This window comes from Streptomyces sp. NPDC002386 (genome assembly GCF_053593175.1).
The window spans coordinates 71,568-89,475 of sequence record NZ_JBSFBX010000005.1; the positions used below are offsets into that span (position 1 = coordinate 71,568).

General features: G+C 73.6%; 20 protein-coding genes. 11 read left to right on the top strand and 9 right to left on the bottom strand.

Annotated elements, in window-relative coordinates; genetic code table 11:
- Window positions 1-22 precede the first annotated feature (22 nt).
- The 3 genes from ACWCPN_RS12300 to ACWCPN_RS12310 all read right to left on the bottom strand — a co-directional run bounded on the left by ACWCPN_RS12300 (window position 23) and on the right by ACWCPN_RS12310 (window position 2,638).
- Window positions 23-484, bottom strand: coding sequence for a Crp/Fnr family transcriptional regulator (locus ACWCPN_RS12300; RefSeq protein WP_199213143.1), 462 nt, complete (start codon window positions 482-484; stop codon window positions 23-25).
- Window positions 485-809: 325 nt separating this feature from the next.
- Window positions 810-1,847, bottom strand: a complete 1,038-nt coding sequence (locus ACWCPN_RS12305) for an L-idonate 5-dehydrogenase (protein WP_451204642.1) — start codon at window positions 1,845-1,847, stop codon at window positions 810-812.
- Window positions 1,848-1,867: 20 nt separating this feature from the next.
- Complete coding sequence (locus tag ACWCPN_RS12310) at window positions 1,868-2,638, bottom strand: SDR family oxidoreductase (protein WP_451204644.1); 771 nt, start codon at window positions 2,636-2,638, stop codon at window positions 1,868-1,870.
- A 166-nt stretch (window positions 2,639-2,804) separates the two neighbouring features.
- Between ACWCPN_RS12310 and ACWCPN_RS12315 the strand changes: the two genes are divergently transcribed.
- The 6 genes from ACWCPN_RS12315 to ACWCPN_RS12340 all read left to right on the top strand — a co-directional run bounded on the left by ACWCPN_RS12315 (window position 2,805) and on the right by ACWCPN_RS12340 (window position 7,259).
- Window positions 2,805-3,590 carry an IclR family transcriptional regulator gene (locus tag ACWCPN_RS12315; RefSeq protein WP_451204646.1) on the top strand — a complete coding sequence of 262 codons (786 nt, stop codon included), beginning with the start codon at window positions 2,805-2,807 and terminating at the stop codon, window positions 3,588-3,590.
- A 108-nt stretch (window positions 3,591-3,698) separates the two neighbouring features.
- Complete coding sequence (locus tag ACWCPN_RS12320) at window positions 3,699-4,373, top strand: helix-turn-helix transcriptional regulator (RefSeq protein ID WP_451204648.1); 675 nt, start codon at window positions 3,699-3,701, stop codon at window positions 4,371-4,373.
- 55 nt (window positions 4,374-4,428) lie between these two features.
- Window positions 4,429-5,622: an alanine racemase gene (locus ACWCPN_RS12325; protein ID WP_451204650.1), complete on the top strand. Its 1,194-nt coding sequence runs from the start codon at window positions 4,429-4,431 to the stop codon at window positions 5,620-5,622.
- Window positions 5,623-5,700: 78 nt separating this feature from the next.
- Window positions 5,701-6,669 (top strand): threo-3-hydroxy-L-aspartate ammonia-lyase, encoded by a 969-nt coding sequence (locus tag ACWCPN_RS12330; protein ID WP_451204652.1) that lies wholly within the window; start codon window positions 5,701-5,703, stop codon window positions 6,667-6,669.
- A gap of 61 nt (window positions 6,670-6,730) precedes the next feature.
- The gene (locus ACWCPN_RS12335; protein ID WP_451204654.1) at window positions 6,731-7,045 is read left to right on the top strand and encodes a DUF6400 family protein; all 315 of its coding nucleotides are present in this window, start codon (window positions 6,731-6,733) and stop codon (window positions 7,043-7,045) included.
- On the top strand, window positions 7,032-7,259 hold the full coding sequence (locus ACWCPN_RS12340) for a hypothetical protein (protein WP_143633568.1): 228 nt from the start codon (window positions 7,032-7,034) through the stop codon (window positions 7,257-7,259). The genes ACWCPN_RS12335 and ACWCPN_RS12340 overlap by 14 nt, the downstream gene beginning before the upstream one ends.
- 25 nt (window positions 7,260-7,284) lie before the next feature.
- Here ACWCPN_RS12340 and ACWCPN_RS12345 read toward each other — a convergent pair whose 3' ends face one another.
- Complete coding sequence (locus tag ACWCPN_RS12345) at window positions 7,285-7,863, bottom strand: AMIN-like domain-containing (lipo)protein (RefSeq protein WP_451204656.1); 579 nt, start codon at window positions 7,861-7,863, stop codon at window positions 7,285-7,287.
- 102 nt (window positions 7,864-7,965) lie between these two features.
- Window positions 7,966-9,039: an NAD(+)/NADH kinase gene (locus ACWCPN_RS12350; RefSeq protein WP_451204658.1), complete on the bottom strand. Its 1,074-nt coding sequence runs from the start codon at window positions 9,037-9,039 to the stop codon at window positions 7,966-7,968.
- Between the two features lie 217 nt (window positions 9,040-9,256).
- Between ACWCPN_RS12350 and ACWCPN_RS12355 the strand changes: the two genes are divergently transcribed.
- Window positions 9,257-9,970 carry a DUF4232 domain-containing protein gene (locus ACWCPN_RS12355; RefSeq protein ID WP_451204660.1) on the top strand — a complete coding sequence of 238 codons (714 nt, stop codon included), beginning with the start codon at window positions 9,257-9,259 and terminating at the stop codon, window positions 9,968-9,970.
- Window positions 9,971-10,052: 82 nt separating this feature from the next.
- Entirely contained in the window at window positions 10,053-10,964 is a 912-nt protein-coding gene (locus ACWCPN_RS12360) for an NAD-dependent protein deacetylase (protein ID WP_451204662.1), read from the top strand.
- Between the two features lie 110 nt (window positions 10,965-11,074).
- Here the strand turns inward: ACWCPN_RS12360 and ACWCPN_RS12365 are convergent, their stop codons facing one another.
- Window positions 11,075-11,941 carry a serine hydrolase gene (locus ACWCPN_RS12365; protein ID WP_451204664.1) on the bottom strand — a complete coding sequence of 289 codons (867 nt, stop codon included), beginning with the start codon at window positions 11,939-11,941 and terminating at the stop codon, window positions 11,075-11,077.
- A 180-nt stretch (window positions 11,942-12,121) separates the two neighbouring features.
- Here ACWCPN_RS12365 and ACWCPN_RS12370 point away from each other — a divergent pair, with 180 nt between their 5' ends.
- Both ACWCPN_RS12370 and ACWCPN_RS12375 read left to right on the top strand, forming a co-directional pair.
- A complete protein-coding gene (locus ACWCPN_RS12370; protein WP_451204666.1) occupies window positions 12,122-13,573 on the top strand; it encodes a purine-cytosine permease family protein in 1,452 nt (483 codons plus the stop codon).
- Between the two features lie 169 nt (window positions 13,574-13,742).
- Window positions 13,743-14,624, top strand: coding sequence for an NmrA/HSCARG family protein (locus ACWCPN_RS12375; RefSeq protein WP_451204668.1), 882 nt, complete (start codon window positions 13,743-13,745; stop codon window positions 14,622-14,624).
- Here the strand turns inward: ACWCPN_RS12375 and ACWCPN_RS12380 are convergent.
- The 3 genes from ACWCPN_RS12380 to ACWCPN_RS12390 form a co-directional block, all read right to left on the bottom strand.
- Window positions 14,619-15,425, bottom strand: a complete 807-nt coding sequence (locus tag ACWCPN_RS12380; RefSeq protein ID WP_451204670.1) for a ribonuclease BN — start codon at window positions 15,423-15,425, stop codon at window positions 14,619-14,621. The two genes, ACWCPN_RS12375 and ACWCPN_RS12380, sit on opposite strands and share 6 nt — an antisense overlap.
- 236 nt (window positions 15,426-15,661) lie before the next feature.
- Complete coding sequence (locus ACWCPN_RS12385) at window positions 15,662-16,300, bottom strand: hypothetical protein (RefSeq protein WP_451204672.1); 639 nt, start codon at window positions 16,298-16,300, stop codon at window positions 15,662-15,664.
- Between the two features lie 53 nt (window positions 16,301-16,353).
- Window positions 16,354-16,845 carry a peptidylprolyl isomerase gene (locus ACWCPN_RS12390; protein WP_199213155.1) on the bottom strand — a complete coding sequence of 164 codons (492 nt, stop codon included), beginning with the start codon at window positions 16,843-16,845 and terminating at the stop codon, window positions 16,354-16,356.
- A gap of 174 nt (window positions 16,846-17,019) precedes the next feature.
- Here ACWCPN_RS12390 and ACWCPN_RS12395 point away from each other — a divergent pair, with 174 nt between their 5' ends.
- Window positions 17,020-17,877 (top strand): class I SAM-dependent methyltransferase, encoded by an 858-nt coding sequence (locus tag ACWCPN_RS12395; RefSeq protein ID WP_451204674.1) that lies wholly within the window; start codon window positions 17,020-17,022, stop codon window positions 17,875-17,877.
- Window positions 17,878-17,908 lie beyond the last annotated feature (31 nt).

The following is a 17,908-nucleotide window of genomic DNA, read 5'->3' on the forward strand; positions in this document are numbered from 1 at the left end:
TCCTCCTCGCCCGGCCGGGTGCTCACACCAGGCCGCCGCTGCCGTAGGGGCCGTAGAGGTCGAGCAGCCGGATCCGGGACGCGTGCAGGCGCTGCGCGACCACCCGGCCGACCCAGACCGCGATCGCGCGGCCGAACTCCGGGTCCTCGGCGCACATGTCGAGGACGGTCCCGGCGTCGAACTCCCAGGCGCGCACGGGACTCAGCGCCTCGGCGCCCAGCTGCCAGATGTGCGGCGGGTAGTGCCAGGACCAGCCGATCAGGTCGCCGTGGCCGAGCGACTCGATGACGGCGGGGCGGCGGCCGGGCACCCGCAGGTCCAGGGCCACGGTGCCGGTGCGCACGATCCAGAAGCGGTCGGCCCGCCGGCCCTCCTCGAACAGGCGGGTACCGCTCTCGAACGAGACCTCGCGGGCGGCCCGCATCAGGCGTTCACGGTGTTCGGCGGGCAGAGCCGCGTTCACGGTGGTGGTGGCGGAGGTCATGGCACCGGCTCCCTTCAAGGCGTCTGCTGCCAGCGTGGGCCTCCCGGACCCCTGGCACCACGGGCCGCTCGGGCCCGAACCGGGGGTCCTTCGGCCCGTACGCGAAGGCCGGGAAGGACGCATGACGGGAAGGGCGCATGACGGGCGGGAAGGACGCCATCCGCTTCTCGTGGATCCTGATTGCGCGGTGCACGGCCGCCAGCCGCTTCTCCGCGTCTCCAAGGAGTCCTTCCCGCTACCTCCAGCACACCACGGGAAACGCCCGTCCACCAGTAGTGTCCGGCCGCCGGTCCCCTTCAGCCACCCCAGCCCCTCCAGTCCCTCCTCAGTCCCCGGACAGGTCGAGCAGGACCTTGGAGGCGACCGTGCGGTCCCGGGCCACGGCGAACGCGGCGGCGGACCGCTCCAGCGGGAAGACGTGGGTGACGGCGGGCTCCACGTGCAGGCCCCGGGTCAGCAGCGTCAGCGCCTCGTCGAACTCGGTGTCGAAGCGGAAGGCGCCGCGCAGCTCCAGCTCGCGGGTGACCGCGACATTGCCGAGCAGCCCGATCTCGCCCGGCGGCAGCAGTCCCAGCAGTACGACGGTGCCGCCACGGCGCGCCCGCTCCACGCAGGTGCGCAGCCCCGCGGGCGCGCCGGACGCCTCGACGGCGACGTCGAACTCCCCGGACCAGGCCGGATCACCGTGCCGGTCGGCTCGGGCCGTGGCGGTGGCGCCCATCGCGGAGGCGATCCGCAGCGGCTCCTCGTGCAGATCGCTGACGACGATCTCGGCGGCCCCGGCGTGCCGGAGCGCCGCCACGACCAGGCAGCCGATCGGTCCGGCGCCGGTCACCAGGACCCGTCTGCCCCGCACTCCGCCCGCTCGGCGCACGGCGTGCAGCGCCACCGACAGCGGCTCGGCGAGCACCGCGCGCCGCAGGCTCAGGCCGGCCGGCAGCGGCCGGACCTGGCCGGCGGGCACGCTGATGAGCTGGGCGAAGCCGCCCTGTACGTGCGGGGTGTGGGCGGCGCTGCCCAGGTACCGGCTGCGGCCGCAGATGTTGCGCCGGCCGCGCGCGCACTCCTCGCAGGTGCCGCAGGGGGTGGCCGGGTGGATCGCGACCGGGGTGCCCGGCGCGGGTCCGTCCGGTGCGCCGGTGCCGGGTCCCTGGTCCGCGACATGGCCGACCACCTCGTGCCCGAGCACCATCGGCTCGCGCAGCGCGAAGTCGCCCACGCGGCCGTGGTGGTGGTAGTGCAGATCGGATCCGCAGATCCCGCCGAGGGCGACGGCGACCGCGATCTCACCCGGTCCGGGACCGGTGAACGGCCGCTCCTCGACCCGCAGATCGCCGGCTCCGTGGACGACACAGGCTCGCATGGTCGGGGGCTCCTTCACGGTCACAGGACGGAGAGCATGCCGCCGTCGACGTACAGCAGCTGCCCGTTGACGAAGTCGGAGGCCGGGGAGGACAGGAAGAGCAGGGCGCCGACGAGGTCCGCGACGTCGCCCCAGCGCCCGGCCGGGGTGCGTCCGCGCACCCAGGCGCTGAACTCCTCGTCGGCGACCAGCGCGGAGGTCAGCTCGGTGTCGAAGTAGCCCGGGCCGATGCCGTTGACCTGGAGGCCGTGCGGCCCCAGGTCGGCGCACATGCCCTTGGTGAGCATCTTCAGGCCGCCCTTGGTCGCGGAGTAGGGCGCGATGCCGGGGCGCACCGCCTCGCTCTGCAGCGAGCAGATGTTGACGATCTTGCCGTGCCCACGCGGCACCATGCGCCGGGCCACCTCACGGCCGACCAGGAAGGCGCTGGTGAGGTTGGTGTCCAGCAGGGTGTGCCAGTCCTCGTCGGTGAAGTCCAGCAGGGGCGCGCGGCGCTGGGCCCCGGTGTTGTTCACCAGGACGCCGACCGGTCCCACCTCGTCCTCGATCCGGGCGACGGCGCCGGCTACCGCGGCGGAGTCGGTGACGTCGAACGCCTCCGCGACGACCGCGTCCCCGAACTCCGCGGCCAGCTCCGCGCGGGCCGCCTCCAGCGCCGCGGCTTCCCGGCCGTTGAGGACGACCGTGCAGCCCGCCTCCAGCAGGCCCCGGGCCAGTGCCTTGCCGATACCGCGGCTCGAGCCGGTGACCAGGGCCACCTTGCCGGTGACGTCGAAAAGGGGATGGCTCATGTGTGTCGTCCTCCGGGTGGCCTCGACCGCGTTCCAGGACCAGTCTTTCCATTGAATGGAAAGAATCTCTGCTCAGCGGAAAGCATCGTGGTCACGGCCGAGGATCAATGTCAACCACTGAATGAAATGCCTTTCCACTGAATGGAAAGTCGAGTATCTTGCGGCTGTGACCTCCAGTGACTCCAGTGATCCCGGCGCGGCTCCGGCGGACGTCGTGGGCCGGGCGATCCGGCTGCTCGTCCTGGTCGGTGAGCACGCGCACGGCGGCACCCTGTCCGTGCTGGCCCGCGAGAGCGGCGTCCCCGTGAGCACCGCCCACCGGCTGCTCAACACGCTGCGCCGCGAAGGCCTGGTGGAGTTCGAGCCCGACGGCAAGCGCTACAAGCCGGGGCTGAGGCTGTTCCAGCTCGGCCAGCAGGCCGCGCAGGCCTACGGTTTCGCCGGCACCGCCCTGCCGGTCATGCGGCGCGTGACCCGGCAGACCGAGGAAGCGACCCTGATGTCGGTGCTCGACGGCACCCGGCACCTGTACGTGCACTACGTGGACGGCCCCCTGCCGGTCGGCGTGCGCAGCGAGCCGGGCCGGCACGGGCCGCTGCACTGCACCTCGATGGGCAAGGTGCTGATGGCCTTCGCGCCCGACGAGGTACGCGCCGACCTGCTGGACCGCGTCGAGCTCACTCCGTACGGACCGAACAGCATCACCGACCGCGACGTCCTGCGCGCAGAGGTCGCCCGCGCCGCCGGCCTCGGCTACGCCACCGTCGACGAGGAGCACCACGCGGGGCTGCGGGCCGTGGCCGTGCCCATCCTGCGGCCGGACGGCAGTCTCTTCGGCGCCCTGTCCACCGCCGCCCCCGCGTTCCGGCGCGACATGGACGACCTGGTGGCCCTCGTCCCCGTGCTGAAGTCGGCCGCCGCCGAGCTTGGCGTCCGCCTGCCCGCCCGCTGAGCCCGGGCGGATTCCGGCACTGGACGGGGGCGAGGCGTCGGCATTAGCCTTTCGGTCCAGAGTTGGATTATCAGTCCAGATTCGAGGCGGATGCCGATGGACCACGTCATGGACGGAGCCGAGCCGCACCGGCGCACCGCCGCGGCGGCGTCCGCGTCCGTCGAGGCGGACGAACATCTCCTCCGCGAGGCGGAGAAGATCGCCGTCGCCCTCGGACGCATGTTCCCGGGTCTGTGCGAAGTGGTCCTGCACGACCTGCGCGACCCCCGGCACGCCGTCCGGGCGATCGAGAACAACCTCTCCGGCCGCCGGGTCGGTGACCCCGCCACCGAGCTGGGCCTGGCCCGTATCGCCGACCCGGAGTACCCCGGCGTCATCCAGAACTACCCCAACCGGTTCCCCGACGGCCGCCCCGCGAAGAGCACCTCGATCGGCATCAGGAACGCCGCCGGCGACTACATCGCCGCCCTCTGCCTGAACCTCGACGTCTCCGTGCTCTCACCGGTCACGCTCGCCCTGTCCAGCCTCGTCGCCACCGACACCGGCCACGGCGAGCAGCCACTGGAGACACTGCGCGACCGCAACGCCCGCGAGCTGCGCCGGGCGGTCGAGGCGCTCGCCGCGGAGCGCGGCGGGACACCGCGTTCGCTGAGCCGGGACGCCAAGAAGGCGCTCGTGCGGCACCTGCAGGCCGAGGGCTACTTCGACTCGCGCGACGCCGCCCGGACCATCGCCGACCTGCTCGGCGTGTCCCGTGCCACCGTCTACAACTACACCAGGTGAGAGGCCACCCATGACCGCCGCGGACCGTCGTCTGCCCGAAGGTGGGCAGCGGCCTGTGACCACCACCGCCCCCACCACCCCCGCGCGGACCGCCCCCACCACCCCCGCCCGGACCCTGGCCGACCCCGACACGCCTTTCGCGGTCGTCGACGCGCACCGGGTGCGGCGCAACGTCGAACGGCTGGCCCGGCACGCCGACCGGCTCGGCGTCACCCTGCGCCCGCACGTCAAGACCGCCAAGAGCCTCGACGTCGCAGCGCTCCTGCACGACGGGGCACCCGGCCCCGTCACCGTCTCCACCCTCGCGGAGGCCGAGGCGTTCGCCGACGGCGGCCACGACGACATCACCTACGCCGTCGGCATCGACCCGCACAAACTGCCCCGGGTGATCGCCCTGCTGCGCCGCGGCGTCACCCTGCGCGTCCTCCTCGACAGCGCCGCACAGGCGACGGCCGTGGCCGAAGCGGCCAGGGAGGCGGGTGTCGCCGTCCCCGCCCAGATCGAGATCGACTGCGACGGCCACCGGGGCGGCCTGCGCCCCGACGCGCCGGAACTCGTCGACGTCGGCCGCGTCCTGCACCAAGCGGGCTGCCTCGACGGCGTCCTGACCCACGCGGGCGAGTCCTACTTCGCCCACACCGCCGAGGAGCGGCGCCGGGCGGCGGAGGGGGAACGCGACGCCGCCGTCGCGGCGGCCGGGCGGCTGCGCGCCGCGGGCCTGCCCGTGCCCGTCGTCAGCGTCGGCTCCACCCCCACCGCCCACGCCGCCGAGGACCTGACCGGCGTCACCGAACTGCGCGCCGGGAACTACGTCTTCTTCGACCTCGTCATGGCCGGCCTCGGCGTCTGCGACCTGGACGACCTCGCCCTGTCGGTCGTCGTCACCGTCATCGGCCACCGCCCCGAGTACGGCTGGATCATCACCGACGGCGGCTGGATGGCCATGTCCCGGGACCGCGGCACCTCCGCCCAGCCCCAGGACCAGGGCTACGGACTGGTCGCCAGCCTCGACGGACGGCTCGTCCCCGGACTCGTCATGACCGCCGCCAGCCAGGAGCACGGCACCCTCACCGCCCGCGACGGCGCCCGCCCGCCCGACCTGCCCATCGGCACCCGGCTGCGCGTCCTGCCCAACCACGCCTGCGCCACCGCCGCCCAGCACCACGGCTACCACGTCGTCGACGGCACCCCGCCCGCCCCCTCCGCGCCCGCGATCCGGGCGGTCTGGAACCGCGTCGCCGGCTGGTGACACCCGCCGAGCCGGCCGTGTCCACCGGCCGCCGTCCCGCCCGTCAACCCCGCCCGCTCCTGCCGTAAGGAACCAGCAATGGCCGCCGCATCACCCGTCACGTTCGACGACGTCCGGGCGGCCGCCGCCCGCCTCCGGGGCATCGCCCACCGCACCCCCGTCCTCACCTCCCGCACGCTGAACTCGGCCGTCGGCGCCGAGGTGTTCATCAAGTGCGAGAACTTCCAGCGGGTCGGCGCCTTCAAGTTCCGCGGCGCCTACAACGCCGCCGCCCAGCTCTCGCCCGCTCAGCTCGCCAAGGGCATCGCCGCCTACTCCTCCGGCAACCACGCCCAGGCGACCGCGCTGGCCGCCCGCGAACTGGGCACCAGCGCCGTGATCCTGATGCCCGAGGACGCCCCCCGCTCCAAGCTCGCGGCCACCGCCGGATACGGCGCCGAGGTCGTCACCTACGACCGCTACGCCCAGGACCGCACCGCGCTCGGCGAGGCCCTCGCCGAGGACCGCGGCCTGGCCCTGATCCCGCCCTACGACCACCCGCACGTCATCGCCGGCCAGGGCACGGCGGCCCTCGAACTCCTGGAGGAGACCGGGGAACTCGACGCCCTCCTGGTGCCGGTCGGCGGCGGCGGTCTCATCGCCGGCAGCGCCACCGCGGCCAAGGCGCTGCACCCCGGCATCCGCGTGGTCGGCGTGGAGCCCGAAGCGGGCGACGACACCAGGCTCTCCCTGGCCAGTGGCGCGCGCGTCACCATCCCGGTGCCCCGCACCATCGCCGACGGCCAGGCCCTCGCCACGCCCGGCGAGATCACCTTCCCGATCAACCAGCGGCTCGTCGACGCCGTCTGCGTCGTCAGCGACGAGGAGATCGTGGACGCCATGCGGTTCGTCTTCGAACGCCTGAAGATCGTCCTCGAACCGAGCGGCGCGAGCGCCCTGGCCGCCCTGATGGCCGGGCGCGTCGAGAGCCCGCCGCGGCGGATCGGCGTCATCGCCTCCGGCGGCAACATCGACACCGAGAGGTTCGCCGGACTCGTCGCCCGCTGACCCTGTGACTTCTCCCACCTGCTCTTGCCGCGGCGGCCTGGGCGTACCTACGTTCGGACGCATGTCCACCCATGACCCCATCATCAATGGCGAACCGGACGAATCCGTCACGACGGGCGCGCCCCCGGCCGGCCGGCCCGGCACCGCCGAGCCGGTCGAGTTCACCGTCGACCTCAGCTCCCACGAGATGCTCCGGCGCACGCACACCGTGGCCGCCCTCGGCGCCGGATGGGACCCCGTCGCGGCGCTGCACGGTGAGGAGGCGGCGTACGACCTGCTGTACTCCGGCCTCGACGACGAACAGCAGCGGCTGTACGAGGAGCTGATCGCGGCCGGTGTGCTGCCGCGGCGCGGCGGCGGCGATGCTGCCGCTTGATCCGCAGGCCGACATCGGCCGCCGGGCCTGGGTGGCCTGCCCGAACTGCGACGACCGCCGCGGCTGCGCCACGTGCGAGCAGGGGCGCCCGTGCCGTGGGCACTGGCGCTACCTGCTCTCCAACACCGGCAGCCTGCTGCACCTGCAGTGCCCGTCCTGCCGTCACGTCTGGAACCACGAGACGCACTTCGGCGCCACCCGCTCCCAGATGTGACCCGGGCCGGGAACCGCGGCCGCGGTCAGCGGCCGCCCGTCCAGTTGTGGGCCACGTCGACGACCAGGCGGCCCGACACCTGCTGGACCCGGAACGGCAGCCGGGCCCGTACGCCGAGACCCACCTGCGTCTCGCCCTCGAAGCTGCCGGCGAACCGGGTGTCCCGGAAGGTGCGGTACCCGTGGACGTTCACGCCCGGCAGGGTGCGGCCCACCCGCCCCGGGTACGTGACCGCGCCGGTCTCCGGGTCGTAGCTCGGCGCGCCGACATGGACGTCCAGCACGGCCCCGCCGCCCACCGGGATGATGTGCCCGGTGGCGCTCTGCCGGAGCCGGTCCACGTACCGGACGGAGTAGCCGACCGCGCGGCCGCCGCCCGGAACGTCGAACACCATGCGGTCGTAGCAGTCGTGCCGGCCGGTCCTGATGTTCCTCAGCGGCACCGCCCCGGTGGCCGTACCGCCCTTGGCCCCGCTGCCCCAGCCGGTCGGACAGGCCGTGGCCCGCGCGGCGGCCGCCGGAGCCGCGTCCGCGGCCGCCGCCACGCCGCCCAGTCCGGCACCCGCCAGGACGAGAGCTGTCGCTATTACCCCTGTTCTCCGCATGATGTCCCCCTTGGTCACGCCATGCTGTTATGAGATGAGACATGCGGATATGGCGAATGGTTGCACGCGGAGCGGGGGGAACTGCCGCGAGTTCGCCGAGGGTCAGGACAGGGGCGGCGCCGGACGCGGGGCGGTGGGCAGCGCGAGGTGCGCGAGGTCGCCCGGCGGAGGTGTGGTCACCGGCCACAGGGGAGCCACGTCGCCGTCGGCGAGCGCGGCGGGAGCGTCCGTGAGGTTCATCCGCTCGCGCAGCCGGCCGTAGAAGTCCACCGGGCCCAGCCGGACCGCCTTGAGCCGGCGGGGAGCGGCGTACACGCCGATCCAGTCCCCGGGGTTCAGCACCCCGCGCACCTGCCCGTCGATACTGACGGCGGCCTGCCCGGACCGTTCCAGAACGCGCAGCGCGATCGGCTCGTCCGGGGCGGCCACGACCGAGCGGTTGAACGCCATGTGCGGGGCGACCGGGGTGAAGATCAGGCCCTCCGCGCGGGGTGAGACCACCGGGCCGCCCGCGGCGAAGCTGTACGCCGTCGAGCCCGTGGGCGTGGCCACCAGCAGGGCGTCGGCCGAATAGGCGGCGAGCAGCCGGCCGGCGAGATAGACGCCCACCGAGACCTGCCGGTCCCGGGTCAGCTTCTCCAGCACCACGTCGTTCAGCGCGACCACGTTCAGGGCGACGCCCCAGTCGTCACCGACCTCGCACTCCGGGCGCACCCGGGGCGGCGGCAGCATCGGACCGCGGCCGTAGCGCACCAGCGCCTCCATGTGCTCCGGCACCTCCAGCCGGCACGAGGCCCGCAGGGTGAGCAGCATCCGGTTCTCGACCGTGATCCGCTCCTCGCGCACGGCGTCCAGCGCGGCGCGCACCGCCGGAGCGGGCACCTCGGTCAGGAAGCCCACCCGGCCGAGATCGACGCCCAGCACCAGGGCGTCGTTCTCCGCCGCCAGCCGGGCACCGCGCAGGAACGTCCCGTCACCGCCCAGGGTGACGATCAGGTCCGGATCACCGGCCGTGGCCATCTCCTCCCGGGCACTGTGCCGCTCGCCCTCCTGCCACACGTCGATGTCGGCACAGGCCACCGCGTACTCCGCGCACCACTCGCGCGCGGCACGCGCGGCGGCCACGGCCTCCGCCCGTCCGCCGTGCACGACGAGGCCGACACGGTTCACCGTCATACCCGCCTCCCAGCCGGTCGCCCAGAACTCCATCGTCGCCGGGAATCACGGCGGCCACCTCCCGCGGGCGGGTTCCGTGCCGATCCGAACCCGTTACCGTCACCGCCTTGTCACAGGTGAGCCGCCGCGGAACCCCTGGTCAGGCCCCTCTGTCTGGGTGGTTGAGCACCGGCGCCGAGCCGGGCGACCTGAGCACTTCGAACCATCGGGGGATCTAATGCAGCACCGCAGCACCGTCCGGGTCACCACATCCGCCGCCGCCGTGATCGCGGCCGTCCTGTCGCTGGCGGCCTGCCGGTCCGGCGACGAGCCGGCCGCCGGGGCGTCCCCGGCAACGGCGACCACCGCCGCTTCCCCCACCGCGTCCGCCGGACACGCCTCCACGCCCACGAGCCCGGCGCCCGCGGCCTCCGGGCCCGCCGCCGGCGGCACCCCGACCGCCACGGCGGTCCCCGCCTCACCGGTGTCCCACACCTCGGCGAAGCCCGCGCCGCCGTGCCCGGCCACGGCTCTGAAGGCCAGGGCCTACCAGGCCGCCGACCGCCCGGACGGCACGGGCACCGGCGCGGCGGTCGTGGAGTTCACCAACGTCTCCGGCGGTGCCTGTGTGCTGCGGGGCCACCCCACGGTGGCCGGGGCGGGCAACGGCTCGCCCGAGCACAACACGCCGCTGTCGGTCACCCCGCAGGGCACCGCGGCCGGCGTGCAGCTCGCGCCGGGCGGCAAGGCGTGGGTGAAGCTGACCTTCGTACAGGTGCAGGGCGAGGGCGACGGCTACTGCGCGTCCGGCGCGGAGCCCGCCGCCTACCCGACGCTGGTGATCGGCCTGCCCGGTGCGGGAGCGCACCAGGTGGCCCTGGACGACGGGGTCTTCGCCGAGTGCGACAACACGGTCACGGCGACCGCGGTGACCTCCGTCAAGCCGGTCTGACCCGGGCCCCGCGCGGCACGCCGGGGGAGGGGGCGACCTGAGCGCGGGCGGGCCGCGGCGGCCGGTTCCGTACCCTGGCGGCATGCGCATGCGCCCCACCCTGAGCTGGACCCCCGCCGAGGACCTGCCTCCGGCCACCACGGACCTGGAGCCGGTCGCCGACGCGCTGGGCACCGGCGGTGTGCTGGTGCTCAGCGGGGCCGGCATCTCCACGGAGTCGGGCATCCCCGACTACCGGGGCGAGGGCGGCAGCCTGAGCCGGCACACCCCGATGACGTACCAGGAGTTCACCGCCGACGCCCTGGCCAGGCGCCGGTACTGGGCGCGCAGTCACCTCGGCTGGCGCACCTTCGGCCGCGCGCGGCCGAACGCCGGTCACCGGGCCGTGGCCGCCTTCGAACGGCACGGCCTGCTCTCCGGCGTGATCACCCAGAACGTGGACCGCCTGCACCAGGCCGCGGGCACCGTGGCTGCCGTGGAGCTCCACGGCAGCCTGGACCGGGTCGTCTGCCTGTCCTGCGGCACCTTCAGCCCGCGCCGCGAGCTCGCCCGGCGCCTGGAGGAGGCCAACCCGGGCTTCGACCCGGTGGCCGCGGGCATCAACCCGGACGGAGACGCCGATCTGACCGACGAGCAGGTCGGCGACTTCCGCGTGCTGCCCTGCGCGGTCTGCGGCGGCATCCTGAAGCCCGACGTCGTGTTCTTCGGCGAAGCCGTTCCGCCGGAGCGGGTCGAGCACTGCCGCGCCATGGTCCGCGGGGCCGCGTCACTGCTGGTGCTCGGCTCCTCCCTGACGGTGATGTCCGGCCTCCGGTTCGTCCGTCTGGCGGCCCAGTGCGAGAAGCCGGTGCTGATCATCAACCAGGACCCCACCCGGGGTGACCGCCATGCCCGCACCCGCGTCGCGCTCCCCCTGGGAGCGGCCCTGACCGCGGTGGCGGGGCGGCTGGGCATTCCCCTCGACCGGCCGGCCGAGGGCCTGGCGACGCCCTGAGCGAGCCGGGCCGCGGCCCCGCACGACGGTGACCCGCCCGGGTGGTGCCCGTACGGGCGCCCTCGCCGTGGCACCGGGGCCGTGCCGTGTGACCTAGGGGGAGACGCCCCCTAGGGGGCCGTCGTGGTGGACACGGCGGTCCGCGCCGCCCGCTCCACCAGCGAGACGCCGTCCTTCATCGTCTTGCTGCCGTCCGTCAGGACCGCGACCAGGTAGTGGTGTCCGCCCGCCGTGACCCGCCCGACGCTGTTGACGTCCCACAGGTCGGTCGTGTCGCGCTGCAGCCAGCCGTTCTTCAGGGCCCACCCGGAGCGGCCGGCCGCCGAGACGCCCCATGACTGGTCGTCGGCGACGTGGCTCATCAGTGTGCGGACGCAGGCGCGGGACGCGGCGCTCAGCGCCGGCCCGGAACCCGTCTTCGTGGCCGGTCCGGCGTCGAACACCGCGCGCAGCAGGCGTATCTGGTCGGCGGCCGTGGTCCGGGTCAGGCCCCACTTGCCGCCGGGGCCGCCCTTGGTCTCGGTCAGCCCCAGCCGCTTGTTCGCCGCCTGGAGACCCGGGGCGAGCCCGATGCGCCGCCACAGGGTGTTCGCCGCCGCGTTGTCGCTGTGCTCGATCATCTTCTTGGTCTGCGCGCGCTCGTCGGAGGTCAGGGAGCGCCCCGAGTCCTGCGCCTTGAGCAGCAGCGCGGCGAGGATGTCGACCTTGACGATGCTGGCCGTGTCGTAGGGCGCGCTCTTGCCGAACACCGTGGGTGTGTGGCCCGGGCGGTCCAGGTCGAGGACCGCGGCGCTCACCCGCGCCTTGCCGTGCGCGCCGACCGACGCCGGGAAGTCCGCCGGTCCGGCGGCGGCCCGCGCCGTCGCGGGGGCCGCCGAGGCGGCGGACGTCAGCAGCGTCACCGCGGCGGCCGCGAGCGCGCCGCAGGCGGCCGCGCGCTTGCCCGGACGCGGGAAGGGGGAGGTTCGGAACGGCATGGTGGCAGGCCTCGGCGGTGCGGGGTCAGGGACACGGACTTGCGAACGTAGCCAGAACACCCCCGCGGCGAAGTGACCACTGCCACGAAAAGGCCCCTTCGGGGCGATTTGTGAGCAGAGCAACAGATCCCGCTGGGCGCAGAATGAGACCACGGAGGCGCGACACGTCCGGGAGGCGTCATGAGCACATCAGGCGAGTCCAGGGTGTCCGGGCTGGAGGTCCGGTCCATCGACTACGTGCCCCTGAACGAGCGGCACGGCAGGCTCTGGCATCTGGGGCCGCTGTGGTTCATGTCCAACGCGCAGATCGCCACGCTGGCGGTGGGGCTGATCAGCATCACCGAGGGCGGCAACCTGATCTGGTCGCTGCTGGCCATCGTCGCCGGCACCGTCATCGGCACCTTCTTCATGGCCTTCCACTCGGCCCAGGGCCCGCAGCTCGGCCTGCCGCAGATGATCCAGTCGCGGCCCCAGTTCGGCTACGTCGGCGCCCTGCTGGTGTGGCTCTTCGCCTATGTGCAGTACGCGGGATTCAACGTCTTCAACAGCATCCTCGCCGCCGACGCCCTGCACACCACGCTGCACGGGGGCGTCAAACTGTGGGTGGTCGTGGTCACCGCCGTCGCACTGGTCATCGCGCTGGTGGGCTACGACATCATCCACAAGGCCGAACGCTTCCTGACCTACACCTTCCTCGTCGTCTTCGGCGTCTTCACCATCGGCGTCCTGGTCACCCTGCACTACCCGGCGGGCTCCTTCGACCTCGGCGGCTTCCGGTGGACCCCGTTCCTCGCCCAGTTCGGCGTGGTCGCCGGCTACCAGATCAGCTGGGCCATCTACGTCTCGGACTACTCGCGTTACCTGCCGCCGGACGTGACGGTCCGCAAGACCTTCTACTGGACCTACTTCGGCTCCGCGCTCGGCGGCATCTGGCTGATGGTGCTCGGCACCCTGCTGGCCGCCTGGGCCGGCAAGGACTTCGACACGATCCGGTCCATCAACGCGGCCGGCGACAAGGTGTTCAACGGGTTCGGCGCGATCGTGCTGCTCTTCGCCTCCCTGGGCCTGGTCTCCGTCACCGCGCTGAACATGTACGGCGGTTCGCTGACCCTCATCAGCGGTATGGACTCCTTCCGGCGGGTGCGGCCCACCCTGGGCGTACGGCTGCTGACCCTCGGGCTGACCGCGGCGCTCTCGCTGGTCGGCGCGCTCGCCGCGACCGCCCACTTCCTGGAGAACTTCAACGACTTCCTGCTGCTGGTGCTCTACCTGTTCATCCCGTGGACCGCGGTGAACCTCATGGACTACTACGTCGTGCGCCGCGGCCACTACGCGATCGCGGAGATCTTCAACCCCCGGGGCATCTACGGCCGCTGGGGATGGCACGGCATCATCTCCTACCTGGTGGGCTTCGCCGTCATGGTGCCGTTCTTCGCCGTCGGGAAGCTGTTCGTCGGCCCCGCCGCCGAGGCGCTGGGCGGAGCCGACATCTCGCTGTTCATCGGGCTGCCGGTCTCCGCGGCCCTGTACTGGTGGCTGACACGCTCCGTCGACGTGGAGGCCGAGACCCGCCTCGCCGAGGCCGAGGCGGAGGCCCTGGAGCAGGCGGCACACGAGCACCGCGAGCCCTGAGCGTCCGCCTCTCGGGGCGGAGGACGCCGGTCGCGCCGACATTGCCTGCGCGACGCAGGAGATTCGGGGTATGTTTCTGCGTGACGCAACCAATGTGCCGTGCGGCGTCCGCCGCGCGCCATCCCGCGCCCACTCCGAGACCCGACTCCCTTTCCCGAGGAGCCCTGCCATGCTCACCATCGCCGTCACCGGCGCGACCGGCGCCCAGGGCGGTGCCACCGCCCGCGCCCTGCTCGCGGCCGGACACCGCGTCCGCGCCCTCACCCGCGACCCGGCCGCACCGGCGGCCGAGGCCCTGCGCCGGCTCGGCGCCGACGTCCGCCGTGCCGACTTCGACGACCGTCCCTCCCTGGACGCTGCCCTCGCGGGTGCCGACTCCCTCTTCGCGGTGACGACCCCGTTCGGTACGGACACCGCGACCGAGGTGCGCCAGGGCAGGACCCTGCTGGACGCGGCGGCGCACGCCCGTCTCGGGCACGTCGTGTTCACCTCGGCGGCGCACGCCGACCGCCGTACCGGCATACCGCACTACGACAGCAAGGCCGAGATCGAGCGCCACCTGACGACGACGGGCGTTCCCTGGACGGTCGTCGCCCCGGCGGCCTTCATGGACAACTTCGCCTCCGGCTGGACGCTGGAGGGCCTGCGCGAGAACATCTTCGCCTGGCCCATGCCGGCCGACCGCCCCCTGACCCTCGTCCCCGCCGAGGACATCGGCGCCTTCGCGGCGCTGGCCCTGGTGCGCCGCGCGGAGTTCACCGGCCGCAGGATCGACATCGCCTCCGACGAACTCACCGCCGCCGGTATCGCCGCGGTCCTGGCCACCGTCACCGGCCTGCCGATAGGGCACCACGAGGTGCCGCTGGCCCACGTCCGCACCCACTCGCACGACCTCGCGGCGATGTTCGGGTACTTCGGCACCACCGGTCTCGAGGTCGGCGTCACCGCCCTGCGCCGCGCCCACCCCGAGGTCGGCTGGCACACCTTCGCCGACTGGGCCGCGGCCCAGGACTGGCCGGCCCTGCTCGCCGCGCCCGCCCGCGCCTCATGAACGCGAGCCGCGCTCCTCGTGGGACGGCATCCAGTGGTGCTCGCAGAACCAGCGGCCGAACAGCGCACCCCCGTACACGACGAAGCCCACCCCGATCAGCCATGACTCGACCACCAGCACCGTCCCCACCGCCCCGTAGTTCAGCGCGTTGGTGACGATGAGCGGGGTGAAGACGAGGTACGAGAAGACGCGCAGCCCGGCCAGACCGGCGACGGTGGCGATCGCGCCCGGCAGCAGGCGGCGCCAGTTGACCTGCCCGCCCAGCAGGAAACGCTGGCCCCACCAGAAGAACAGCACCCCGCTCAGCACGGACACCACGATCCGTACCGTCCCGTGCAGCGCCGGGCGGGTCTGGACCTCCTGGTAGAGGTAGCCGGTCAGCACCACGAGCCAGGTCGCCTGCCGCCACACCCGGTGCCAGGGGCCGGCCGCGAGGCCCCAGACGCGCTCGTACCCGTTCTGCACACTGCCCGCGAACGACACCCCGAACACGGCGAGCAGCACCAGGCTCAGCGCGCTGGTGGTGCCGATGACCTTGCGCGGCGGGCTGATGATCCCGGTCAGCGCGTCGGCGGACTGCCCGGACAGGCCCATGCCGTCGGTGAGCCAGGACGCGAAGCCTCCCCGGACCAGCGGATCGCCGGCGGCGACCACGATCAGCAGCGGGGCGAGCGTCACCAGCGCCAGGGTCGCGAACCCCATCGCCCTGTGCATCAGCTCGAGATCGCGTCCGCGCCGGAACAGCGCGCGCACACCGAGCCACTCCCACGCGCGGTGGAGGCCGCGCCGCCACTGCCTCACGGGTCCCTCCCGTGCTCGCCGCACCCGGGCTCGTCGCCGACGGCCGTACGTCGCCCCTGGAGCGGGCGGCGCCGGTCGAGCCCCTGCTGCCATGATCCGACGAAAGGAGCCGGTCCGCTCGGTCCCCTCCGGTGCGCGGCACCGTCAGCTCCGGCCGCCGGGTCCCCGCCGCCGGAAGCGGACCGCCCGCGCGGACGGCTCCGGGAGCCCGGCTCCCGGCCGGTCCGCGGACATCGTCACCCGGGTGTCTCCCGCACCGTGGTGGTCACGCGGACGACGGACGGCCGGCGGGGAGTGGAGCCGAAACCGAAGCGCACGGGCGGGGCGACCGGTGCGAGCGCGCCCAGGTCCCGGCCCTCGAAGGTGGCCGTCGCGGTGGTCAGCGCGCGCAGATCACGCGCCCCGTACCACTCGCGTCTGCCCCCGCCGGCGCTCCCGCGCGTGCGAACGCCCATCAGCAGGCGGGCGAGCGGATCCGTCACGGCCGTCCAGGCCGGCGAGGCGGCCAGCGCGCCCGGGACGGCCCTCAGCAGCAGCCCCGTGGCGCCGCGCCGCCCGGCGGTGAAACACAGCCGGAGCAGCGGCTCGGCCTCGACGGTCCAGCGGCGGCCGTCGTCACGCACCCGTACGGGCACGACCCGCACCTCGTCGAAGGTGTAGGTACCGGCGATGAACCCCGCCGTGCGCGGGGTGGGGGCCAGCAGCAGCCGGTGGCCGTCGGCCCGTTCGAGCATCACGTCGCTGAACGGGCCGAAGGGCGAGCGGACCCAGTGCCCCACCACCAGACGGGTGCCGGACGACGTCCCGACCCCCGCGATCCAGCCGTCGAAGCGCAGCGGAGCGGGCCGGGCCCGGTTCCGGGCGCGGCCGCTCACCGGCGCGGGCCGGGCGGGGGCGGCGTCATCGGGCGGGTCCGCCCCGGTGGCCGCTAGACCGTCCCGCTCTCGGAGATCGTGACCTTCGCGCTCGGCGTGCCGCTGCGGCTGCCGAGACCCTCGATGCGCTTCACCAGGTCCTGGCCCTCGACGACCTCGCCGAAGACGACGTGCTTGCCGTCGAGCCAGTCGGTGACGACCGTGGTCACGAAGAACTGCGAGCCGTTGGTGTTCCGGCCCGCGTTGGCCATGCTCAGCAGGTACGGACGGTCGTGCTTGAGGTCGAAGTTCTCGTCCTCGAACTTCTCGCCGTAGATGCTCTTGCCGCCGGTGCCGTTGCCCCGGGTGAAGTCGCCGCCCTGGAGCATGAACTGCGGAATGATGCGGTGGAAAGAGGAACCCGCGTAACCGAAGCCGTTCTGGCCGGTGGCCAGCTCGCGGAAGTTCCTGGTGGTCTTGGGGACCACGTCGTCGAACAGCTTGAAGACGATCCGGCCGGCCGGCTCGTCGTTGATCGTGATGTCGAAGTACACGTTGTCACTCATGGCGATCAACCTACCGTCGAGCGGCGTCCCGGCGCGCGGAAGGGTCCGCCCGGACGCCGGTGTCGTGGCCGGCGGCCGAGGCGACTCGGACTGCCGGCGCCTCAGTGCACCCTACCGGAACGGGCGCCGTGACATGATCGCCCGGGACCGATCCGGTGGGGGAGAGGGGCCGCCGTGGCCGAGGGCTGGACCTGGGACGAGACCCTGTTCGCCGGCACGGCCGTCCACTACGAGCGGGGCCGGCTGCCCTACGCCCCCGCCCTGGTGCCGCGGCTGGCCGAGGTGCTCGCACCGGACGGGACCGGCCGGCTGCTGGACGTGGGATGCGGGCCCGGCACGCTGGCGCTGCCCCTGTCGCGCCTGTTCGCCGAGGTGGTCGGAGTGGACCCCGACCCCGGGATGATCGCCGAGGCGGCCCGCCGGGCCGCCGGCGGGGAGGCGGCCGGGAACGCGCGATGGGTACGGCTGCGGGCCGAGGACCTTCCGGCGGGCCTCGGGACGTTCACCGCCGCGGTCTTCGCCCAGTCCTTCCACTGGATGGACCGCGATCGGGTGGCGGCCGCCGTGCGCCGGATGCTCGTGCCCGGCGGGGCCCTGCTGCACGTGTCGGACCTGAAGGGCGAACGGCGTGACGTGGAGGGCCTGCCGTATCCGGTGGTGCCGTACCCGGCCATCGTCGAACTGGTCAAGGAGTACCTGGGCCCGGTCCGCCGGACCGGGCGCGGGGTGCTGCCGAGGGGCACGCCGAGCGGCGAGGCGGCGGTGCTGGCCCGGGCCGGATTCCTAGGACCCGACCGGCATGTGGTGCCCGGCGGGCAGGCGCTGGAACGCGAGGTGGACGACGTCGTCGCCTGGGTCTTCTCCCTGTCGTCCTCGGCGCCCGGCCTCTTCGGCGAGCGTCTCGGAGCCTTCGAGGCCGACCTGCGCGCGCTGCTGCGGTCCCGGTCGCCCGAGGGCCGCTTCTCCGCGCGCGTGCCCGGCAACGAGGTCCTCGTCTGGCGCACGCCCGCACCGGCCGGGCCCTCCCGATGAACGCGTCATGCACGCGGTTCGTACGCGAAAC